Source organism: Sorangium sp. So ce119 (assembly GCF_051524405.1).
Taxonomy (GTDB): domain Bacteria; phylum Myxococcota_A; class Polyangia; order Polyangiales; family Polyangiaceae; genus Sorangium; species Sorangium cellulosum_G.
In genome coordinates, this window is sequence record NZ_CP150310.1 from 9,407,476 (window position 1) to 9,425,798 (window position 18,323).

Consider the following 18,323-nt stretch of genomic DNA (forward strand, 5'->3'; position numbering starts at 1 on the left):
TTCCACCGCTACCGTGAATCTCAACGCAAGGTGGCCGCGCCGATGAGGGAAGCAGGCCATTTTCAACCAACGAGAGCAAGGAGCTCTATCACCATGAACCGAAGCACCCTGGGGCGAGTCGTTCTCACGTTCGCTCTGGTGAGCAGCGCCATCGTCGCCGTCGGCGTGGACTGGAATGAAACCCACCTCTTCAACCCTGCATGGCATGAGCATGCGCGCTTTCATGGCGCCCTCATGCTGCTCATGCTGTGTGGCGTGACGGTCGTCGGATTGTGGATGGTGTGGCGGCGGTCCATGGAGCCGCAGGTCGGGTTCAACGTGGCGGCCTGGATCGTCGTCATCATCTGGACGCCCTTCTTCTACATCACGTGGCTCATTCCGGGGACCAGCCTGCTCGCGGGACCCGACATGCCGCTCCCGGTCGTCGCGGGCGTCCCGCTCTACCCGAACGTGCTCATCGCAGGTACAGAGCTCTTGCTCGCGGCGCTCGCCTACAAACTCTTCCACAGCGATCCTGCATCGACGGCAGCGCGCGTGGCGAACGCCTGACGAGGAGAGGCGCTTCATGAAATCCACGATCCAAGAGGCGATGGGATGGGCTTCATGTCCCGGCGCCCGCGCCCTGCTCGTCGCCACGCTCATCTCGTGGCCCTCCGTGAGCTGGGCGCACCCGGGCGGCGCCGACGCGGGATTTCTGAAGGGCCTCTTTCATCCGGTGTTCGGCGCGGACCACCTGCTCGCGATGGTGAGCGTCGGTGTCGTCAGCTCGCAGCTCGGCGGAAAGCACCTCCTCCGGATCCCCGCCACGTTCGTCGCCGCGATGCTGGTCGGCGGCCTCCTGGGAATGGCGCGATGGCCCATGCCCCTGGGCGAGCTTTGCATCGCGGCGTCGGTCGCGGCGCTCGGTCTCGGCATCGTCACCACGACCCGTGGCTCCTCACCGTTCCTGCTCTCCGGATGCGTGGCGATGTTCGGTGTCTTTCACGGACATGCCCACGGCCTGGAGATGCCTCATGCGGTCAGCCCGGCGCTGTACGCCATCGGCTTTCTGCTGAGCACGACCGTGCTTCATCTCTGCGGTCTCGTCCTCGGCGAGCTCGCCGCCGGTCGAGGGTCCCTGTCGCGGGGGCTGCGCTATGCCGGCGCCGCCGTGATGGGGACGGGGATGGTCCTTCTGGTGCGCGGGGCCGGCATCTGACTGGAAACGGCCCGCCGCGACGCGCCATGTCCTTTGCGCGCCGGCGTGCCCTCTTCGTCTCGAAGCTCGAGCACGCCGGCGGTCTCCTGTGCAGCCCGTCGGCCCTCCTGTGCAAGCCCCGGCGCCCTCCTGCGCGGCCCCGGTGGGTCTCCTGCGCAGCCCGCAGATCCTCCTACGCGCCCTGGGCGACCTCCTGCGCACGCCCGTTGGTGTCCTTCGCAACACCCGCCCGCGTCCTGCGCGGCCCCGCCCCCCTCCTGCGCGCCCCCGTTGGTGTCCTTCGTCACCATCGTCCGGCGCCTGAGCAGCCCCGGCGGGTCTCCTGCGCAGCCTCGGCGTCGCCTCGCGCGCCTCTTACGTAGGCTGCGCAACTCGTCCTCCCGCGTGCGCCCTCTTCGCCAGCTCGATGGCCCGCTGCCCGCTGCCGACGGCCCCGCAGCGCCGGGTACGCCGCTCCCCTCGATTCGATGCGCGGCACACCGCCTCTCCCGCCTTGGGCCCGAGCGCCTTCTTCGAGGCGTGACCGACCCGTGCTCTCCTCTGGCCAATGCTTTGTTGACCAATACCCTCGCCGATCCTCCGGCCCCTCCTACCGAGGGGCGCTGGCCCCGACAAGGAGGCGTATTTTCATCATGGCAAAGGCATCCATCACCACTTCGCCCAGGACCAACAAGGCCGCAACGAAGCGCGCTTCACGCGAGGCACAGGGCGCGCCTCGCGCCTCGACGAGCGCAGCGGCGTACACGCTGAGCGCCGCTCGCGAGGCCGAGCTCCTCCGAGAAGCCGAGTCGCTCGGCGACAATACCGTGATTTTCCCCGGCAAGCTCGCTCGACGCGTCATCTGGTCGAGCCGCATCCAGCTCGCCGCCGAGCGCGACGCGGCCGATCTCGTCCGCACCCCCTTCCCCGAGGACGAGCCCGCGCTGACAGGCGAGGAGATCCACGCGCTCCGCGACAAGATCGAGCTCCTGCGCGCCACGCAATCGCGCTGGCAAGCCGCGCAGCAGCGCCAGGAGCGGGCCATCGCGATGTTCAAGGGGCCGGCCGCCGAGGCCGCCCTGCACCGGCAAACGCTCCTCCGCTTCTTCGATCTCCGCTTCAAGAAGAGCCCCGAGGGGCAAAAGCGGCTCATGGCGATCCGCGCGGGCAGCGGCGACGCGGATCTGGTTCAGGACGTCTCCGACCTCCTCTTGCTGTGCTCCGAGCACGCGGAGGCCCTTCACAAGGCGCCTCGCGGCGAGGCCGACGCGGCGGCCCGCCTCCGCGAGCTGTCGCCGCAGCTCGCGCGCACGCTCGCCGACAAGACGCTCTCTCCCGAGGCGCAGCGCGCGCGCAAGCTCCGCGACGCCGCGTACACGCTCGTCGTGCACGCCGAGCGGAGGCTGCGCGCTGCCGCGGAGTACTGGTACGCCGGGACCGACAAGATGAAGGACTATGCGCCCTTCCCCGTCTCCCGCGGCGCAGCGTCCACCGGAGATGGAGATGAGGAGGAAGGCGAAGGCGCCGCGGAGGACGGCGCGCCGGGAGGCGACGCGTCGGAGGAGGGTACAACGGAAGACGGCGAGACGGAGGAAGGCGCAACGGATGACGGCGAGCCGGGCGAGGGCGAAGACGAGGCGTAATCGCCAGAGACGGCGGCGGGCGCCTCAATGAGGGGGCGCCTGGCTCGTCGCGTGGGGTTGAGGTTCCCCGCCAGCGCGCCGGCCCGGCCGGGCGCCACGGGTGACCCCGGCTAGCGCGCCTGGCTCCCTGCGAGCGCGCCTGGAGGATCCGCTCGGAACCAGGGCGCGGGCACGGTCCGGTGCGGTATCCCATGGAAAGCGTGCCACGCGACCCACCTCGGCGCGCTCGCACAGCCTCCGAACCCAGGGACAGACAAACGCCTTGCGGCATCGGACTGCCTTTTCTCATCCGAAGCGCCGGTTTGTGGCCATTTCGACCCCGTTGACGCCGTGCGGCTCGCGTACGTACCGTCCGCGCATGCGTGTCGTCGAGCCATCGCTGGGCGTCTGCGTGGCGCTCGGCGGGACCGCACCGTCCGCCGAGGGCGTCCGCGCCGTTCTGGTGGCGGTCCCCGAGCAGGCAGGGGCTCCCCCGTTGCGGCGAGGGGCGAGGCGGAGGGAAGTTCGTGCAGCGTAGGCTCCAGGATCGCTGCCGCGGGGTTGCTCGTTCCATCGCGGTCCTCGCGTTCAGCGCCGTGGGCGCCGCGGGTATCTCCGGGTGCTACGCCGACGACTGCGCGACGACGTTCACGTGCCCGCCGCTCCCCGGCGAGAAGCCGCCGGTGCTGCCGGCGTCGCCGTGCGACGGCGATCCTGCGACGAGCCCGGCGAAGGAGGGGTGTGGGGTGTTCGTCAGCGCGTCGTCAGGCGACGACGGGAACCCTGGCACGAAGGGCGCGCCGGTGAAGACCCTGCAACACGCGATCGGGCTCGCCGCGCACGGACGAGGCGATGGCAAGCCGCCGACCCGACGCGTGTACGCGTGCGGCGGGTCGTTCGAGGAGAAAATCACGCTGCCCTCCGGGGTCGACCTCTGGGGCGGCCGCCGCTGTGAGGACGGCGACTGGTCGTACGCGGGGTCGTTCGGCGGGCCGGACGAGCCCACCGTCATCGCGCCGCCCGGGGGGATCCCGCTGCGGCTCGTCGAGGGGGAGGACCTGCGGGCCATCCCGGGGGACGACGCGACGTCCATGGTCTTCGGCGTGCGCGCCGTGGCGGCGGACGCGTCGGCGCCGGATGGGAAGTCGTCGATCGCGATGATCTTGAGCGCGGGGACCCGGGCGATCGTGCGGGAGAGCGCGATCGTCGCGGGCGACGGCAAGGATGGGGAGCCGGGCGAGGACGCGCTCAGCGAGCGGGCACAGGACGGCGAGCCGGGGAACCACGGCGCGCACGCTTGCACGGCGGACTTCGCCGCGGGCGCCCTGCCGGCCGTGACCGTGTGCGACGATGGCACCGAATCCATTGGAGGCTACGGGGGCGACGGCCGGCTCGACGCGGGGGGCGACGGGGAGCCGGGACAGCCGGAGCCGGCGGCGAATCCGGAAGGCAAAGGCCTCGCGGGGACCGGCGCGGGCAGCAGCACGTGCACACCGGGGAAAGACGGCGCCGAAGGCGCCGACGGCGGGCGCGCTGCCGGCGCGGTGGGCGCGGGCTACCTCTCGGAATCGTATGGCTGGATCGGCGTCCGCGGCGAGGACGGCAAGAGGGGCGGCGTCGGCCAAGGGGGGGGCGGCGGCGGCGGCGGCAAAGGGCGAGACGGCACGATCGCATGCCGCGCGGGCAGACCGCAGGGCGGCGCGGCCGGCGGCTCGGGCGGGAGCGGCGGTTGCGGTGGCGAGGGAGGCAAGGGAGGCGGCTACGGAGGCTCCAGCATCGGCATCGTCGCATTGCAGGGGAGCGCGCTCACGCTCGAGACGACCGAGATCACCACGGGGAACGGGGGTCAGGGCGGCGCCGGTGGAAGGGGCCAACCGGGGGGCGGCGGTTGGGGAGGCGGCGCCGGCGGGACTCACACGGAAACGAACATGTTGCCCGCGTGCCCCGGAGGGCGGGGAGGCGATGGCGGCCGCGGCGGGGACGCCGGCGGCGGCATCGGGGGCTCGTCCTACGGCGTCGCGTTCGTCGGTGCCTTCTTGAGCATCGATCCGGGCGTGATCGTCCACGTCGGGGACGGGGCCAAGGGCGGGCCAGCAGGCAATGCGGCGCCTGACGACGACCGGGGCCGGGGCGAGCCTGGAGACGGCATGGCTTACCGTCCGTTCGATGCGCCCGCTCCAGGACCCCCCCAGTGACCGAGGCGGTGCGCGCCGTGCGGCGCCGAGAGAAGACCATGACGACGACCCGAACGACCTGTCCGGTTCTTGCACTGCTGTTCGTCTTGGCCGGGTGCGGCACCGCACCAGCCGCGAGCGACGCCGGTGGAGCAGCGTGTGACGGCTCCGCGGCGTGTCACGACGAGGCGCCGCCGGAGTCGGTCTGCCTAGAGCGCCTCGCCGCCGATGAGCTGGTGGACGGCTGCGGCGTGTTCGTGACCCATGAATTCGGAGGCGGTGACGACGCGAACCCCGGCACGAAAGAGAAGCCGGTGCGCACGATCCAGCGCGGTGTCGAGCTCGCGCGCACTGGGCGCGGGCGCGTGTTCGTCTGTGCCGACGGATTCCATGGTCCGGTGGTGCTGCCCTCCGGGGTCGATCTCCTCGGAGGGTTTCATTGCTTCCAGTGGTGGCGTCAGGCAGGGAGCCCCTCCCAGCTCAATATCACCAACAAGCCGGATTTTCCCCTGACCGTCGTGCCGGCGACCGCCGAGGATACGGGCGCTGCGGACGGGGTATCGAGGATCGTCGACATGGTCTTGAGCTCCTATGGCCCGATTGCGATGCTCGTCCAGTCGAACACCGAGGTCGAGATCCTCCGAAGCAGGTTTCGCCCCTCCTATGGGTGGGCAGGCCATGATGGCGAGGACTTGCCCGAGCTGAACGACGCCCCCGACGGCCCCGATGGGATGTACGGCGGCGACGCGTGCTCGGCGGAGACCGTGGCCGGCGGGGCTGCCGTGGTGAACCCGTGCGAGGGCGGGCTCCCGAGCGTCGGCGGCAAGGGCGGTGACGGATCGCCCGGCGGCGCGGAGGACGGGCGCGACGGCGAGCCGACCCCGACGCCGAACCCCGGCAAATACGGACTGCGAGGAAGCGGGGACGTGGCCGACGTGGGCTGCACGGACGGCAACTACGGCATCTACGGCGCGCGAGGCACCGCCGGCGCCCCCGGTCAGGGCATCGGGCGCATCAGCGAGGCCGGCTGGGAGGCGGACTGGGCCGGCGACGGCGGCCGGGGCACGCCGGGCCAGGGCGGCGGCGGAGGCGGCGGCCGCAGGGGCGGGCTCGGCGTGTGCGGCGCGGCGTCCAGGGGGGGCGCCGGGGGAGGCTCGGGCGGGGCCGGCGGCTGCGGTGGACGAGGCGGCAAGGGGGGCGAGAACGGCTCCCCGAGCATCGGCATCGTCGCGCTGCACGCCAGGGTGACCGTGCGCGACAGCGAGATCGAGACGTCCGACGGCGGCCCGGGCGGCGACGGCGGCGAGCCCCAGCAAGGCGGACGAGGCGGCCGGGGCGCACCGGGCGGCGTGCTGGAGGACCGCTCGGCCTACTCCTGCAACGGCGGCCCCGGGGGCAACGGCGGCGAGGGGGGCTACGGCGGCCCGGGGCGCGGCGGCGACTCGATCGGCATCGCCTACCTCGACGAGGACCGGCTTACGGTCGAGGGCGTCACCTTCACGCTGGGGCCGCCGGGCAAGGGCGGCATCAGCTGGGACGAGCAGGGCGAGATGATCTCGGGCGAGGACGGCGTCGCCGTGGAGATGCTGCGGTTTGCTGAATAGCTGGATTGGAGCTCGCCCACGCCCGCGCAACGCAGAACTGAGCTGCGGCGCCAAGCGCCGTCAGCTTCAAGTTTATGTTGGGCAGCATCTTGTTCCGCTGCTCCCCATAGACGTCATGGCGTCCACGTCCACGACGATCGGTAGACCGTTATGTTTCGCGCCGCCCAAGTCCGAGCCTCCCACATTGCCGAACCTTTAGAATTTTTTGTAGAATCGTCGAGAGAGTCGTAAACATCCTTCGTGATCCAGGATGCATAGCCACCCTCTCTCAAGGAGCATAGTTTGGCTGCGTAGTTCGCGGCGCGTCCCACCCAGACGAGATCATTCGAACCACGAATACCCGTTCGAGCCACGAAGAGGGCGCTCGTGTCAATGCCAACAGCCTGCTTTACCTTGTAGGCGAGAGTTGGGTATTTCTTCTCAAGAGCGGGGTTGATGATCTTGACCACAGCGTGGTTCACCTTCAGGGCGCATCGTGCAGCTGCCCTCTCCTTACCTTCGCCAACGAAGACCCCCATGACTCTGTCACCATCGAATGCAGTGATTACCCCTCCCTCCGAGGCGATTATTTTCGATGCGCAATAGAGGTACGCCTTATAGACCTCCGCCGCAAACTGAGGCTTGTGGTTCTGCACCAGCTCGGTGGATTCAGCCAAATCGGCGTAGAGAACTGCGCCTTGAAGCGTAACCGCGTCGTTCCCGAGCTGTACTTCCGGTGCTTCGGGCACCTGCCTACCTTGGCGCTCTTTCCAGTTCGTAGCGAATATTTCGATCACTTTTGAGTTGAGATCGTCTGCCAATGCCATAAGTCAAACCTCACATTGCTCCCAATTCGCGAATTCGTTTGGCTAGTTCGGTGCACACTGTCCCCAGCGTAACCTCCAACTTGCTGTCCTTGGCCGACACATAAGTGATCGGGGCAATTCCGAGAAGATCGGTTGGGATCTTTAGGTCCGCCTTATGCTCCATCACCATGTACGTCCTTTCCCGACCAAGGTGCGACAGGAACATCCCGATTTCAAGCACAACGTTGTCGCGCGGCGCCTCGTAGTTCTCTGAACGGCTTGCGACGCGGTCGTCGGGTCCGAACACAAACGCTGCAAAATCAGCCTCAGCCACCTGTTCGAGAAGTTTGTCAACGGTGACCCCTGAAGGGCCGAATACACCGTCGGTCCAGATTCTTACCTCGACGGGTTCGTGCTTCAATCCAAGCTGGATGTGTTTGGCAATGAGGAGACCTTCGACACTCGAGCCCACGAAAAGGACAGGTCGAGCATTCGGAGGCCGGTGGAATCGATGGCGTTCTCGTAGACGGGCCCCAATGATGCGGGCTAGTGCGCGCCACGATTTTGGATGTTCGTTCGCAATTGATACGAAGTCGGCAGGGGAAACCCTCAGCGAGACCGTCACGACGAGGGCGCGAACTGTGGCTGAACGTGCCGCCGTTGGGTCCGCTGCCGACATCTCTCCAACTGTGTCGTGCGCTTTTCGGGTAGCCACTGGCCGCCCATTAACCTCGACTCCGACTTCGCCGACCAAAATGAAGAAAATGGCGTCATCGGCGTGCCCCTGCTCGATTAGAACAGCGCCTGGCTGATGTTCGAGCAATTCGCCGACGGCGACGAGTCTATCGGCGATGGCGTCGTCGTGCTGCACCAAGCGCTGTTGAAGAATGGCGTCCTTCAATGCGGTGGCTCCAGCAGGCCCCTTGAAGCGCTCGATCATTTAAACTCCTATACGTCGAATGGCGCGCTCTAGTAGCACAAGTCGTCAACAATGAATTTCAGTTTCTGAGTGTGGAGCATCCATGGCCTGCGTCGATGGCCTCCCTTCCCTCACATACCACAGGCGCTCCAATGGCCCTCGGCGTTCGCTGCAGCCAACGCTACTACGGTCCCGTCGCCGAGCGTCACCTTGGCCAAGGCATCGAGTTCCTGCTGAACGTCTGACGACGTAATGGGCTGTTCTAGAATCACGGAGAGTTCCTCTGCGACATCATCCACGGTCGCGGCACCACGCTTCTTAAGCAACGCCAGGATTCTGAACTGCAGCGGATTGACATATGCCCCCCTACGAACCGCGCCGATGATGACCTTCCAGATCCCCGCAGCCAACGCGACGGCCGGAAGCGCAACGGGGACATTGACATAGGTAGCCACCGCAGCGCCAGCAGCTAGCCATACGGCCTCCGCAAGCTTCAGGTCTTCATGCCGCACAACCCAATGTCGCACGGGAATCATAAATCCAATGGTGCCGGGCGGAAACTTGGGAAACCGCATTTCCGTGCAATCGTCCGCGAGCGCATCGGACAGGGCATCTGCGGAAATCGGGTCGATACCCCGTCGAATGAGTTCCGCACGAAAGTGAGTCAGAAACTGGCGCCTATCTGTGTATGCTCGACTCATTGGCTGTGTTCCACTAATCCCGCCTCATACGCTTTTGCCTCGCCGCCCAACGTCGCAGCCAGCTGTGCTACGCGACATGTCTTCGCGTTTCCGCATGTAGGCTGCGAGCCGTGGCCGTAAACGATGCCGGACGCGCGGCGGGGCTCACCAGACGCGCGACATGCTAATCCCTCCGCAACAGCTTCGCGACCCACCTGCTCGAGGCGGGCAGAGACATCCGGATGTGCGGATCACGACGATATACACCCGCATCGCCGACCGCGGCCCTCTCGGCGTGATCAACCCTCTCGACCGTTGACCGCCGCTTCCTCGTGGAGCGCCTTGAACTCCGATCCCGCCCCCTCGTGCCGCGCCCACGCATCGTTGAAAGATAGCGTATCCGAAAGCTGCCCCACCTTGTCAAGGAGACCGGCGCAGGACCGTGCGGGCCCTACACCGGACGAAGGCGCGAGCGGGCCCTCGATGCCCGACCCCTCCGAGGCGAAGAAGTGCCCCTCGACGGCCCGACCGATCAGCGCCGGGGCTGTTCAGGTTGCCGCAGCTTGCCGAGTTCTCTACCGCGCAGGGCGGGCCTGCGGTGGTGAACCCGTGCGAGAGTGGGATGCCGAGCGTCGGCGGCAAGGGCGGTGACGGATTGCCCAGCGGCGCCGAGGACGGGCGCGACGGCGAGCCGACCCCGACGCCGAACCCCAACAATCACGGACGGCGAGGACTCGGGGACGCGGCCGACGTGGGCTGCACGGACGGCGACTATGGGATCTACGGCGCGCGAGGCACGATCGGCGCCCCCGGCCGGGACATGGGGCGCATCAGCGAGGCTGGCTGGGAAGCGGGCTGGGCCGGCGACGGCGGCTGGGGCACGCCGGGCCAGGGCGGCGGCGGCGGCGGCGGCCGCAGGGGAGGGGTCGGCGTTTGCGGCGTGGCATCCAAGGGAGGCGCCGGGGGGGCTCGGGCGGGGCCAGCGGCTGCGGTGGCCGAGGCGGCAAGGGGCCGGGAACGGCTACCCGAGCATCGGCATCGTCGCGCTGCACGCCAGTGTGACCATGCGCGACACCGAAACCGAGGCGTCCAGAGGCGGCGACGGCGGCGAGCCCCAGCGAGGCGGCCGAGGCGGCCGGGGCGCACCGGGCGGCGTGCTGGAGGACCGCTCGGCCTATTCCTGCAACGGCGGCCCCGGGGGCAACGGCGGCGAGGGCGGCTACGGCGGCCCGGGGCGCGGCGGCGACTCGATCGGCATCGCCTACCTCGACGAGGACCGGCTCACGGTCGAGGGCGTCACCTTCACGCTGGGGCCGCCGGGCAAGGGCGGCATCAGCTGGGACGAGCAGGGCGAGATGATCTCGGGCGAGGACGGCGTCGCCGTGGAGATGCGCCGGTTTGCTGAATAGCTGGATTGGAGCTCGCCCACGCCCGCGCAACGCCCCGCCGATCGTCAGCCGGCAAAGCCCGTCTGAATCATCGCCTTGTTGGGCCGCATCCGTCCATCGTCAGGAGAGCACTTCGGTGGCGGTCTTCGCCCCGAGGACGTTCTCGATCCAGCGGTCGAGGGTCGTGACGTCCGTGCATGCCTGGATGCGCGCGCTCTCGTTCTCGGTGAGCCCGATCCCTGCACGCGCAAGCAGCCGCTGCAGCGTGTCTCTCTTGCCCTCGAGCCTGCCCTCACGCATGCCCTTGAGCTCGCCCTCGCGGACGCCGCGATCAATGAGCTTCTGCACGAACGGGGGAAAGGTCGCCTCGCCTTCGATCTGCCGTTCCATGACCAATGCCTCCAGAGCCTGCCTCATGGGCTCACGTAACCCGTCCCAGATGAGCTAAAGCTGGACTGTACGCTCTGGCGGACTGCTGATGTCAAGGTAGAGCCGGTGGTCGCCGGCGACGTGTGCTCCAAACGGACAGGATGACGACGAGCGCCTTCTGCGGGTGATACCGATAGTAGGCGTAGAACTGTGTTCTCTCGAGCAGCAGTCGGCGAACTCCATGGGTTCGGGCTGCCTGGTACTCGGGACCTAGCTCGGGAGCCACGCGGAGTAGGCGAATGGCTTGCGCGAGCTCGGATACGAACAGGGGCCAACTTGCCGGCCTGTTTGCTCGGCACCACGTCTCGATTCGATCGAGCTCACGGAGCGCCCGTCGAGCGAAACGAACGGCAATCACGATGCACGAGCGCGGAGCTGGGCGAGCACCTCCTCGGCATCGACCGTGTCGCCCGCGTCGTCCTGCGCGATGCCTTCGGCCAACGCCGCGTGAAGGGCCTCGCGCTCGTCGTCATCGAGCTCGTCGAGCTTGTCTCCCCCGATCGCGACCAGATCCACAACGGCTCCCTCGGGTAGCTCGGTGGGCTCGTCGAGGATGAGGCGGCCGTTTCGTACACTGGCTTTCAGCGAGAGCATACCGAAGTGTAGCACACGGCGGTCGGAGCAGGAAGCTCGAGCCTGCACCTGGGCGGCGCTCCCGTCGAGCCCGTCCGCGGGGCACGTCGGGGCACTTCAGGGGCGGCTGGTGGGTGCTGCCGCGCGACACCGGCTCTCGTGCTGCAACGGAACGGGCGCGCTGGTCCTCCCCCGCTTGCGCGGTGTAGTCGTCCATCGGCGCGCCGCTGAACCGGGACAGCAGCCCGGCCACGAACCGGCTCCAGCCGCACGAGCCAGGAATCTGTCTGCGCATCCAGTGGGTACGAGACCCGATGTGCAGCCTCGAGCATCCCGATGGGAATCGAGCATCCCGATGGGAATCGAGAGGTCAAGCCAGTCGGGGCCCGGTTCTTCCCGGACGAAGCACGACAGGCAGCCGAACTCCACATCGTCGAACCTCAAGCCCCCGCGAGAGGCGACCGGTGCAGCACAGGCTCAATCGGAGCAGAGCCGAACTCATCTTCGCTGGATCGCTGGAGTGGAGCTCGCCCGCGCCCACACAGCGCCTTAATAATCACCCGCAGCGCGAAGCGGCGTCGGGTGCATTGCCGCGCTGGGCGGGCCATTCACAAGGCACGGGTATCCAGTACAGCGGACGTCGCTTTGCATGCGCGATGGCGAGAGGATCTCCGCCCGCGCCATGCCCCAGTCGACAGTCTGGACCTTCCCCTCCGCGACCTCGCTCGGCGCGTCAGCTCACCCGTCCACGCTGCTGCGACCTCCTCGGCGTCGGGCATGCGGCCCCTACATCACGACCCGGGGAACTTGGCTAAAAAATCGACGTAGTAGTATTAGTCCATGCCTGATTTTTGCACTTGGCCGCGGCCACCAACACAGCTCAAACACTGTCCTGCATTACAACACACAAGCACCGAATTCGAGCGATTTCAGCAAGTGGTCACTTGGCCTGCCTGGGGACGCGTTGTTGGAGGAGAGCGAGAACTTGTTGCCAGTTCAGACATCCCTCCGAGGTACAAGCCGGATTCCTGCTTTGTGGTACGCGCCGTCAGGATCCGGCCGGTTGCTCCGGTGACCCAGCCGGGTCAACTCGGAATCCTCGGACTTCAGAATCCAGGCTACTCGCAAGCGACTCTTGAGGACCGCGAGAACAGCGGTTTCGCTGTTCTGGCCGCAGCAAGCCGTGCGGATGACTGAGACCGGAACGACGTGCTCGAAGTGAAATATCTCGCGCGTTGCATCGAACGACGGCTGGTCGTGCCAGTTCTTCGCGCGAAGGTCTACCCGCAGGTGCTCTGCTTCGGCCAGCGCTGCTTCGCTCACCTCCGGCTCGATGAAGTTGGTGCACTTCTTAATGTCATCAGACATCGACTCAAGCAGGCGGGCGCGTTGGCTGGGCGACAGCTCGACGGAGCTCAACGTGCAGGCCTTGGCGTAGAGCGAGCAGGCGAACGGCTTCAGAAGTTCATCAATCGTCGCCATGGTCGTTTCCTTTGATGAGTTCCCATTCCCTGCACCGACCCTCCGGTTCGGTTGGTGGAGAGGGCGCCGTCTCGGCAGCGCCGCCGAACGGCTGGGGCTTCTGCCGTGGACGGCAAGCCCTTGTTGGGCGGCTTTGCCGGAGTGCGTTGGTTGCCGTTCATCTTGCGACGTAGACCTCGAGCGGAACTCCGGGACCGGATTCGAGATCCTGCTTGAAGACCACAGGGTTCGAGATGTGGCCTTCTGGATCAAAGACGAGGCAGACAAGGCGCTCGCAGCCTCCGTGGTTGGCGTGTCGGACGCGATCGGCCATGAGCTCGTCCGCGACGCCTCGGCGGCCATGGTTACTGTCACGGACGCGCTTCACTTCGATAACGGTTCGAGCCTTCGGTACGAAGAAATCGCGCAGAGAGCCGGCACCCGCAAAGCTCGCCCCGGGCTCTTCGACCCGCACCTCTAAAGTCAGCGCTCGGAGTGCCATATGAAGAAGGTCTTGAACATCATACTCGTCAGCGATCGAGAACGGCGTCTTCGCCGCGCGGCGGCGTATCAAGGGCGTGACAACCTCTCGAAAATTGCTACAGATTTGGCGAACCTGCTCAAGAAGCAGTGATTCACCTGCTCGAGGGAGGCTCGCCGCACTCAATACTGAGCCGACACCTGCCGGCAGTCGCGCCAGCACCTGATCCAAGTCAATATCCTTCACCGCCCAATGAGTCCTATCTCGCTCTGCGTGATCGGTGATCCCAAGGGATTCAGTGAAATCATTTATATCGTTCCACGTGATAGGGTGGCCGCGATCAACCTCAAAGGAAATGGACAGGTAGTAGGGGTCGGCCCGTATGGCGGCAATCCGGCCTCTCCAGCCCGGCTGCGAGCGTTGTTCCTCGTACATGAAGAGCGCGGGGAATGAGCACAGGATGCCAGCCGCCGCGGGAGTCAGATCTTTGAATAGGTCCTTGATGCTGCTCTCGGTGTGCTCGAGGAACCTGTCACGGTGGAGGTTGTTGTACGGGGAACGCTTCCAGGCATCGCTGTTGTTAGTCACGAGTAGATTGTACATTTGCTCGTCCTCTTCCCCCTCACCGTCGCCTCGGCACCCAACGTCGCAATTAGCAGTGCTGCACGGCATGCCTTCGGGTTTTCGCACAGCTTCGCGACCCACCTGATCGAGGCGGGCACCGACATCCGGACGATTGCGACATTGCTCGGCTACAAGGATGTGCGGACCACCGTGTTCTACACCCACATCGTCGACCGCGGCCCTCTCGACGTGATCAGCCCTCTCGACCACTGACCGCCGCTTCCGCGTGGGGCGCCTCGAACTCCGATCCCACCCCCTCGTGCCGCCCCCACGCATCGTGGAAAGATAGCGTATCCGACGGCTGCCCCACCTTGTCAAGGAGGCCAGCGCAGGGCCGTGGGGTCTCTACACCGGACCAAGGCGCGAGCGGGCCCTCGATGGCATACCCCTCCCAAGCGAAGGAGTGCCCCTGCAACGGCCCGGCCGATCAGCGGCGGTGCTGTTCAGGTTGCCGCAGCTTGCCGAGTTCTCCATGCGCAGGGCCGGCCTTCCGTGGTGAACCCGTGCGAGGACGGGCTCCCGAGCGTCGGCGAAAGGGCGGCGACGGATTGCCCGGCGACGCCGGGCGGCGGAGGCATCGGAGGAGAGCAAGACATGAGCACGTCGAGCGGGTGGCAGGATCCGCTTGGCCGACCCCGAGCGTCGATCGCCCGGGTCGTGATCGCGGCGCTGACGGCGCTCGCGATCACAGGATCCGCTTGGCCGACCCAGGCGCGATCCATGAGGCCGAGCTATGACACCACGCGGCAGGCCTCGCACTACCGCGCTAAGGCCCACCGCCGCCACGAGCTCCCCGCGGTCGACCCGGACCGCCTCTCCGCCTTCGCCGCCCCCTCTCCCGAGGCCCGCCTCGTCGCCCGCGGCCTCCTCCGCGCCTTCCACCGTCTCCGCCCCGAGCTGCGCGAGATCCTGTCGCTCGCCGCCACCGGCCTTTCCTCGCTCGAGATCGCCGCCTCCCTCTCGCTCCCGCGCCCCACGGTCGCCACCCGCCTCCGCCTCGCGCGCCGCCTCTTCGCCCGCGCCCTCACCCGCTCTCGGAGGTGGCCCCGATGCCCCCGATGAGCCGCTCCCCCGTCGACGCCCCCGCCGAGACGGCGGCCGATCTCCCGACCGCGACCGAGGCCGCCCTCCTCGAGATGGTGCTCGGCCTGCCCGGCGTCGGCCCGCGCATCCTCGGCACGGCCGCTCTCCCGTCGCTCGGTCGCCTCTCGCCCGCGGCGCTGGCCGAGCGCACCCAGATTGCCCTCTTCGACGCGACCCGGCTCGCCGCCGCCTTCGAGCTCGGCCGCCGCACCCACGCCGCCCGCGCGCGCCGGGGCGCGCTCCTCACCGACGCCGCCCGCGTGGCGCGTTACTTCGGCCCGAGGCTCGCCTCCCTGGTCCACGAGGAGCTCTGGATTGCCGCCCTCGACACCCACGGCCGCGTCCGCGAGACGCGCCTGCTCGCCCGCGGCTCCGACGACGCCCTCTACGTCGGCCGCTCCACCGTCCTGCGCACGGCGCTGGACATGGCCGCCCACAGCTTCGTCCTGGCCCATGACCACCCGAGCGGCGACCCGACGCCGACCCACGAGGACGAAGCGATGACCCTGGAGCTGCGCCACCTCGGCTTGGAGCTGCACGTCCCGCTCAAGGCCCACGTCATCCCGGCCTCTCCACGGTGAGGTCGTCGAAGCCGGGCGGCCGGGCCTGGATGGCTCGTTCCATGAGCCGCAGATGCCACCTTGGTGACGCCTTCGTCGCCGAGGTTCAAGGCGCAGTCGAGGCCCTGGCAGCGTCACCGCTCGCGGGGAGGGCTGTGGAGAACGAGGTTCGCTGGTGGCTCGTGCGGCGATTCCCCTACACCGCGCGCTCGCAGAGCCCGATGACGACGGCATCCCTTCTGACGCACGAGCTACCCGCTCGACGCTGCGCGTCCCCCCATCTCCGTGCGCGGAGGTCCCTCAATTCTCGCGGTTATGCTCATCGAGCAGGCCACGACGTGCTAAGCGCTCGGAGATGGCTTCGGGAATGGGGTTATTGTGCTGCACACCGCTCGCCTTGGTTATCGCCTGCGCGGCCGAATCCTCGCGCGCGCCCGTCGACGCGGGCACCGACGCGCCGCCCGCGGGCACCGTCACCGCGCCCCCACCGCTCCCGCGTGAGGCCGCCCTCGACGCACGCTTCGTGAAGATCACGCTGCACCGCGAGTTCTACTGCGAGGGGGCGAGCTTTGCGGACTTCAATCACGACGGGGTGACGGATGTCATCGCGGGCCCGGATTGGTACGAGGGTCCAGGGTATGGCACGAGCCATCCCGTGTGGCCGAGGGAAGCCTTCGATCCGCACGGCTACTCGGATTGCTTCTTCGAGTTTCCCTACGACTTCGACCACGACGGGTTCACCGACGTCCTCGTCGTCGGCTTTCCGGGTGTGCCCGCGGCTTGGTACCAGAACCCGCGCGACGGCGACGCGCTCTGGGCTCGTCACGACACGCTGCCGTGGCCGATCGACAACGAGTCGCCCCTGTTCGCCGACATCACCGGCGACGGCGTGCCCGAGCTCGTGCACATGTCGGGGGGCGTGCTCGGAACGTCGTCGCCCGGCGTGGACCCGACCAAGCCGTGGGTCTTCCGGGCGCTCACCGAGAATCGGGGGTACGGCGCGTTCACGCACGGCCTCGGTGCAGGCGACGTCAACGGGGACGGCGCAAGCGACTTGGTCGAGGCCAGCGGCTACTTCACGCGGAGCCCAGAGTCGCCCGACGGCTTGCCGTTCACGCGCGTCGAGCAGCCGTTCGGTGCCGGGGGAGCGCAGATGCCGGTGGTCGACGTCGACGGGGACGGGGACGCGGACATAGCGACCACGCTGGCCGCTCACGGCTACGGGCTCTCCTGGTTCGAGCAGGTTCCAAACGCGGCCGGCACCGCGTTCGTGGAGCACGTCGTCGTTCCGAGGACCACACCCGATGCCGCGTCGAGCGTGTTCATGCACGAGCCGCACGCGCTCGCTCACGCCGACATCGACGGTGACCGGCTCCAGGACCTCGTGAGCGGTGAGCGCTTCTGGGGTCATGTGCCTGCCGGCATGCCGGACTTCGACGCGCCGGCCCGGCTCTACTGGTTCGAGCAGGCGCGAGCGGCGGAACGCATCGACTTTCAGCCCGTTCTCATCGACGACGATTCGGGGGTAGGCACCCAGCTCACGGTCGCGGACGGCAACGGAGACGGCCGGCCGGACATCGTCATCTCGAACAAGAAGGGCGCTTTCGTCTTCCTACAACGCTAGGGCAGAATCCTCGCGCCGATCCAAGACGGCCTCCCACCGGCGCGAAACTTGCGAAGCGACGGAGGCGAGTTCCCGGTCGCGGGCCCACGGAGGCGCTCCTCGGAACGCGCGCTCATGGCCGGGCGCATCCGCATCGGGCCGGGGGGTCATGACGGCGGTAATTACAACGCCGCGCAGCCCGGCGCGGTCACAGCGACTGGTGCCCGAGGCGCACCTGCATCGACGGGTGGCGGGCAGCGAGGGCGCGGAGAAAGGCGAGGCTCCTCGCACTGTCGGCGCGGTCGTCCGAGAATGTCCCGGGCTCGACGTCGTTGCGCCAGCCCCAGACGGTGTGGCACACATCGCCGGTGAAGAGCACGGGTCCCTCGGGTGTTCGCGCGACGTAGGCGACCGATCCCGGCGTGTGTCCCGGCGCAGCGAGCGCGAAGAGCGAGGCGTCGCTGAACACGTCAATCGCGCCGCTCTCGTCGAATACCCACTCCTGAAGGGCCGCGCGGCCGTCGAGGAGCTGGTCCACGACAGGCTGCGTCAGCGCATGGAAGGGGCTCTCGAACGCGGACTCGCCGGGTCCGAGGAAGATCGGGACGTCGCGCGCCACGTCGCCCAGGCCCAGCACGTGGTCGAAGTGCAGGTGCGTGAGCAGCACGCCGGACAGCGACCGGTCGCCGCGCCAGACGCCGAGGCCGGCCTCCACCCGCAACGCGCCGAAGTTGAGCGCCTGCCCGACGGCGCCAGTCCTCAGGGGATGGTCGTGCGCCGCGAGCGCCTGCGCCGCGCCGGTGTCGATGATGTACAGGCCCCGGGTCGGGTGCGCGAGCGCGTGGAAGTTGATCTCGACCGGCTCGGCGCCGTCGGTCAAGGCGGCGGCGCGCTCGTGTTCGAGGTTGATGAGCCCGCTGCGGCTCGACTCCCAGCGCGCGCTGACGACGGTCTCGACGGTGATGGGGCCTGCGTCATCGAGGAGCGCCTCCATCGCCTCAAGCGTGGTCGGCTCGCCGAGGGTGGCTTTCCCCACGTCATGCGTCGACGCGGGTGGGGCCTTCGGCTCCGGGGACGGCGCCGTGCAGGCGCCGAGCAGCAGCGCGGAGGCGAGGAGTGTGCGGGACACGAGCGGGGTGGCGTGGAGGGACATGCCGCCA

18 protein-coding genes and 1 pseudogene are annotated in these 18,323 nt (G+C 68.0%); 10 read left to right on the forward strand and 9 right to left on the reverse strand.

All coding sequences use genetic code 11. The annotated features are described in order from the left end of the window. Nucleotides 1-93 precede the first annotated feature (93 nt). From WME76_RS35495 to WME76_RS35515, 5 genes are all read left to right on the forward strand, one after another. A complete protein-coding gene (locus WME76_RS35495; protein WP_437956620.1) occupies nt 94-549 on the forward strand; it encodes a DUF6640 family protein in 456 nt (151 codons plus the stop codon). A gap of 16 nt (nt 550-565) precedes the next feature. Further along, nucleotides 566-1,198 (forward strand): HupE/UreJ family protein, encoded by a 633-nt coding sequence (locus WME76_RS35500; RefSeq protein ID WP_437956621.1) that lies wholly within the window; start codon nt 566-568, stop codon nt 1,196-1,198. Between the two features lie 632 nt (nt 1,199-1,830). Continuing rightward, complete coding sequence (locus WME76_RS35505) at nt 1,831-2,820, forward strand: ATPase (RefSeq protein ID WP_437956622.1); 990 nt, start codon at nt 1,831-1,833, stop codon at nt 2,818-2,820. Nucleotides 2,821-3,326: 506 nt separating this feature from the next. After that, nucleotides 3,327-4,994, forward strand: coding sequence for a hypothetical protein (locus WME76_RS35510; RefSeq protein WP_437956623.1), 1,668 nt, complete (start codon nt 3,327-3,329; stop codon nt 4,992-4,994). A gap of 38 nt (nt 4,995-5,032) precedes the next feature. Further along, nucleotides 5,033-6,577, forward strand: a complete 1,545-nt coding sequence (locus tag WME76_RS35515) for a hypothetical protein (protein ID WP_437956624.1) — start codon at nt 5,033-5,035, stop codon at nt 6,575-6,577. A 113-nt stretch (nt 6,578-6,690) separates the two neighbouring features. On the opposite strand, the gene WME76_RS35520 is transcribed toward WME76_RS35515, so the two are convergent. The 3 genes from WME76_RS35520 to WME76_RS35530 all read right to left on the reverse strand — a co-directional run bounded on the left by WME76_RS35520 (nt 6,691) and on the right by WME76_RS35530 (nt 8,856). After that, nucleotides 6,691-7,383: an adenylate/guanylate cyclase domain-containing protein gene (locus WME76_RS35520; RefSeq protein WP_437956625.1), complete on the reverse strand. Its 693-nt coding sequence runs from the start codon at nt 7,381-7,383 to the stop codon at nt 6,691-6,693. A gap of 10 nt (nt 7,384-7,393) precedes the next feature. Beyond that, nucleotides 7,394-8,302 carry a TIR domain-containing protein gene (locus tag WME76_RS35525; protein WP_437956626.1) on the reverse strand — a complete coding sequence of 303 codons (909 nt, stop codon included), beginning with the start codon at nt 8,300-8,302 and terminating at the stop codon, nt 7,394-7,396. Between the two features lie 110 nt (nt 8,303-8,412). Then, nucleotides 8,413-8,856: a hypothetical protein gene (locus tag WME76_RS35530; RefSeq protein ID WP_437956627.1), complete on the reverse strand. Its 444-nt coding sequence runs from the start codon at nt 8,854-8,856 to the stop codon at nt 8,413-8,415. Between the two features lie 1,169 nt (nt 8,857-10,025). Here WME76_RS35530 and WME76_RS35535 point away from each other — a divergent pair. Next, nucleotides 10,026-10,370, forward strand: coding sequence for a hypothetical protein (locus WME76_RS35535; protein ID WP_437956628.1), 345 nt, complete (start codon nt 10,026-10,028; stop codon nt 10,368-10,370). 99 nt (nt 10,371-10,469) lie between these two features. Here WME76_RS35535 and WME76_RS35540 read toward each other — a convergent pair whose 3' ends face one another. The 5 genes from WME76_RS35540 to WME76_RS35560 form a co-directional block, all read right to left on the reverse strand. Next, on the reverse strand, nt 10,470-10,739 hold the full coding sequence (locus WME76_RS35540) for a hypothetical protein (protein ID WP_437956629.1): 270 nt from the start codon (nt 10,737-10,739) through the stop codon (nt 10,470-10,472). A gap of 91 nt (nt 10,740-10,830) precedes the next feature. Then, a complete protein-coding gene (locus tag WME76_RS35545; RefSeq protein WP_437956630.1) occupies nt 10,831-11,136 on the reverse strand; it encodes a type II toxin-antitoxin system RelE/ParE family toxin in 306 nt (101 codons plus the stop codon). Continuing rightward, on the reverse strand, nt 11,133-11,372 hold the full coding sequence (locus WME76_RS35550; RefSeq protein WP_437956631.1) for a hypothetical protein: 240 nt from the start codon (nt 11,370-11,372) through the stop codon (nt 11,133-11,135). Before WME76_RS35550 ends, WME76_RS35545 begins: the two co-directional genes overlap by 4 nt. Before the next feature lie 975 nt (nt 11,373-12,347). Next, complete coding sequence (locus WME76_RS35555; protein ID WP_437956632.1) at nt 12,348-12,833, reverse strand: hypothetical protein; 486 nt, start codon at nt 12,831-12,833, stop codon at nt 12,348-12,350. 157 nt (nt 12,834-12,990) lie between these two features. Continuing rightward, nucleotides 12,991-13,896: a hypothetical protein gene (locus WME76_RS35560; protein ID WP_437956633.1), complete on the reverse strand. Its 906-nt coding sequence runs from the start codon at nt 13,894-13,896 to the stop codon at nt 12,991-12,993. Between the two features lie 81 nt (nt 13,897-13,977). Between WME76_RS35560 and WME76_RS35565 the strand changes: the two are divergent. The 4 genes and pseudogenes from WME76_RS35565 to WME76_RS35580 all read left to right on the forward strand — a co-directional run. After that, nucleotides 13,978-14,130, forward strand: a pseudogene (locus WME76_RS35565) (tyrosine-type recombinase/integrase); the annotation flags it as partial. A gap of 507 nt (nt 14,131-14,637) precedes the next feature. Next, entirely contained in the window at nt 14,638-14,979 is a 342-nt protein-coding gene (locus WME76_RS35570) for an RNA polymerase sigma factor (protein WP_437956634.1), read from the forward strand. Next, nucleotides 14,976-15,581, forward strand: coding sequence for a JAB domain-containing protein (locus tag WME76_RS35575; RefSeq protein WP_437956635.1), 606 nt, complete (start codon nt 14,976-14,978; stop codon nt 15,579-15,581). Before WME76_RS35570 ends, WME76_RS35575 begins: the two co-directional genes overlap by 4 nt. Nucleotides 15,582-15,915: 334 nt before the next feature. After that, the gene (locus tag WME76_RS35580) at nt 15,916-17,184 is read left to right on the forward strand and encodes an FG-GAP repeat domain-containing protein (protein WP_437956636.1); all 1,269 of its coding nucleotides are present in this window, start codon (nt 15,916-15,918) and stop codon (nt 17,182-17,184) included. 187 nt (nt 17,185-17,371) lie between these two features. On the opposite strand, the gene WME76_RS35585 is transcribed toward WME76_RS35580, so the two are convergent. Beyond that, nucleotides 17,372-18,316 (reverse strand): MBL fold metallo-hydrolase, encoded by a 945-nt coding sequence (locus tag WME76_RS35585; RefSeq protein ID WP_437956637.1) that lies wholly within the window; start codon nt 18,314-18,316, stop codon nt 17,372-17,374. Nucleotides 18,317-18,323: the final 7 nt, after the last annotated feature.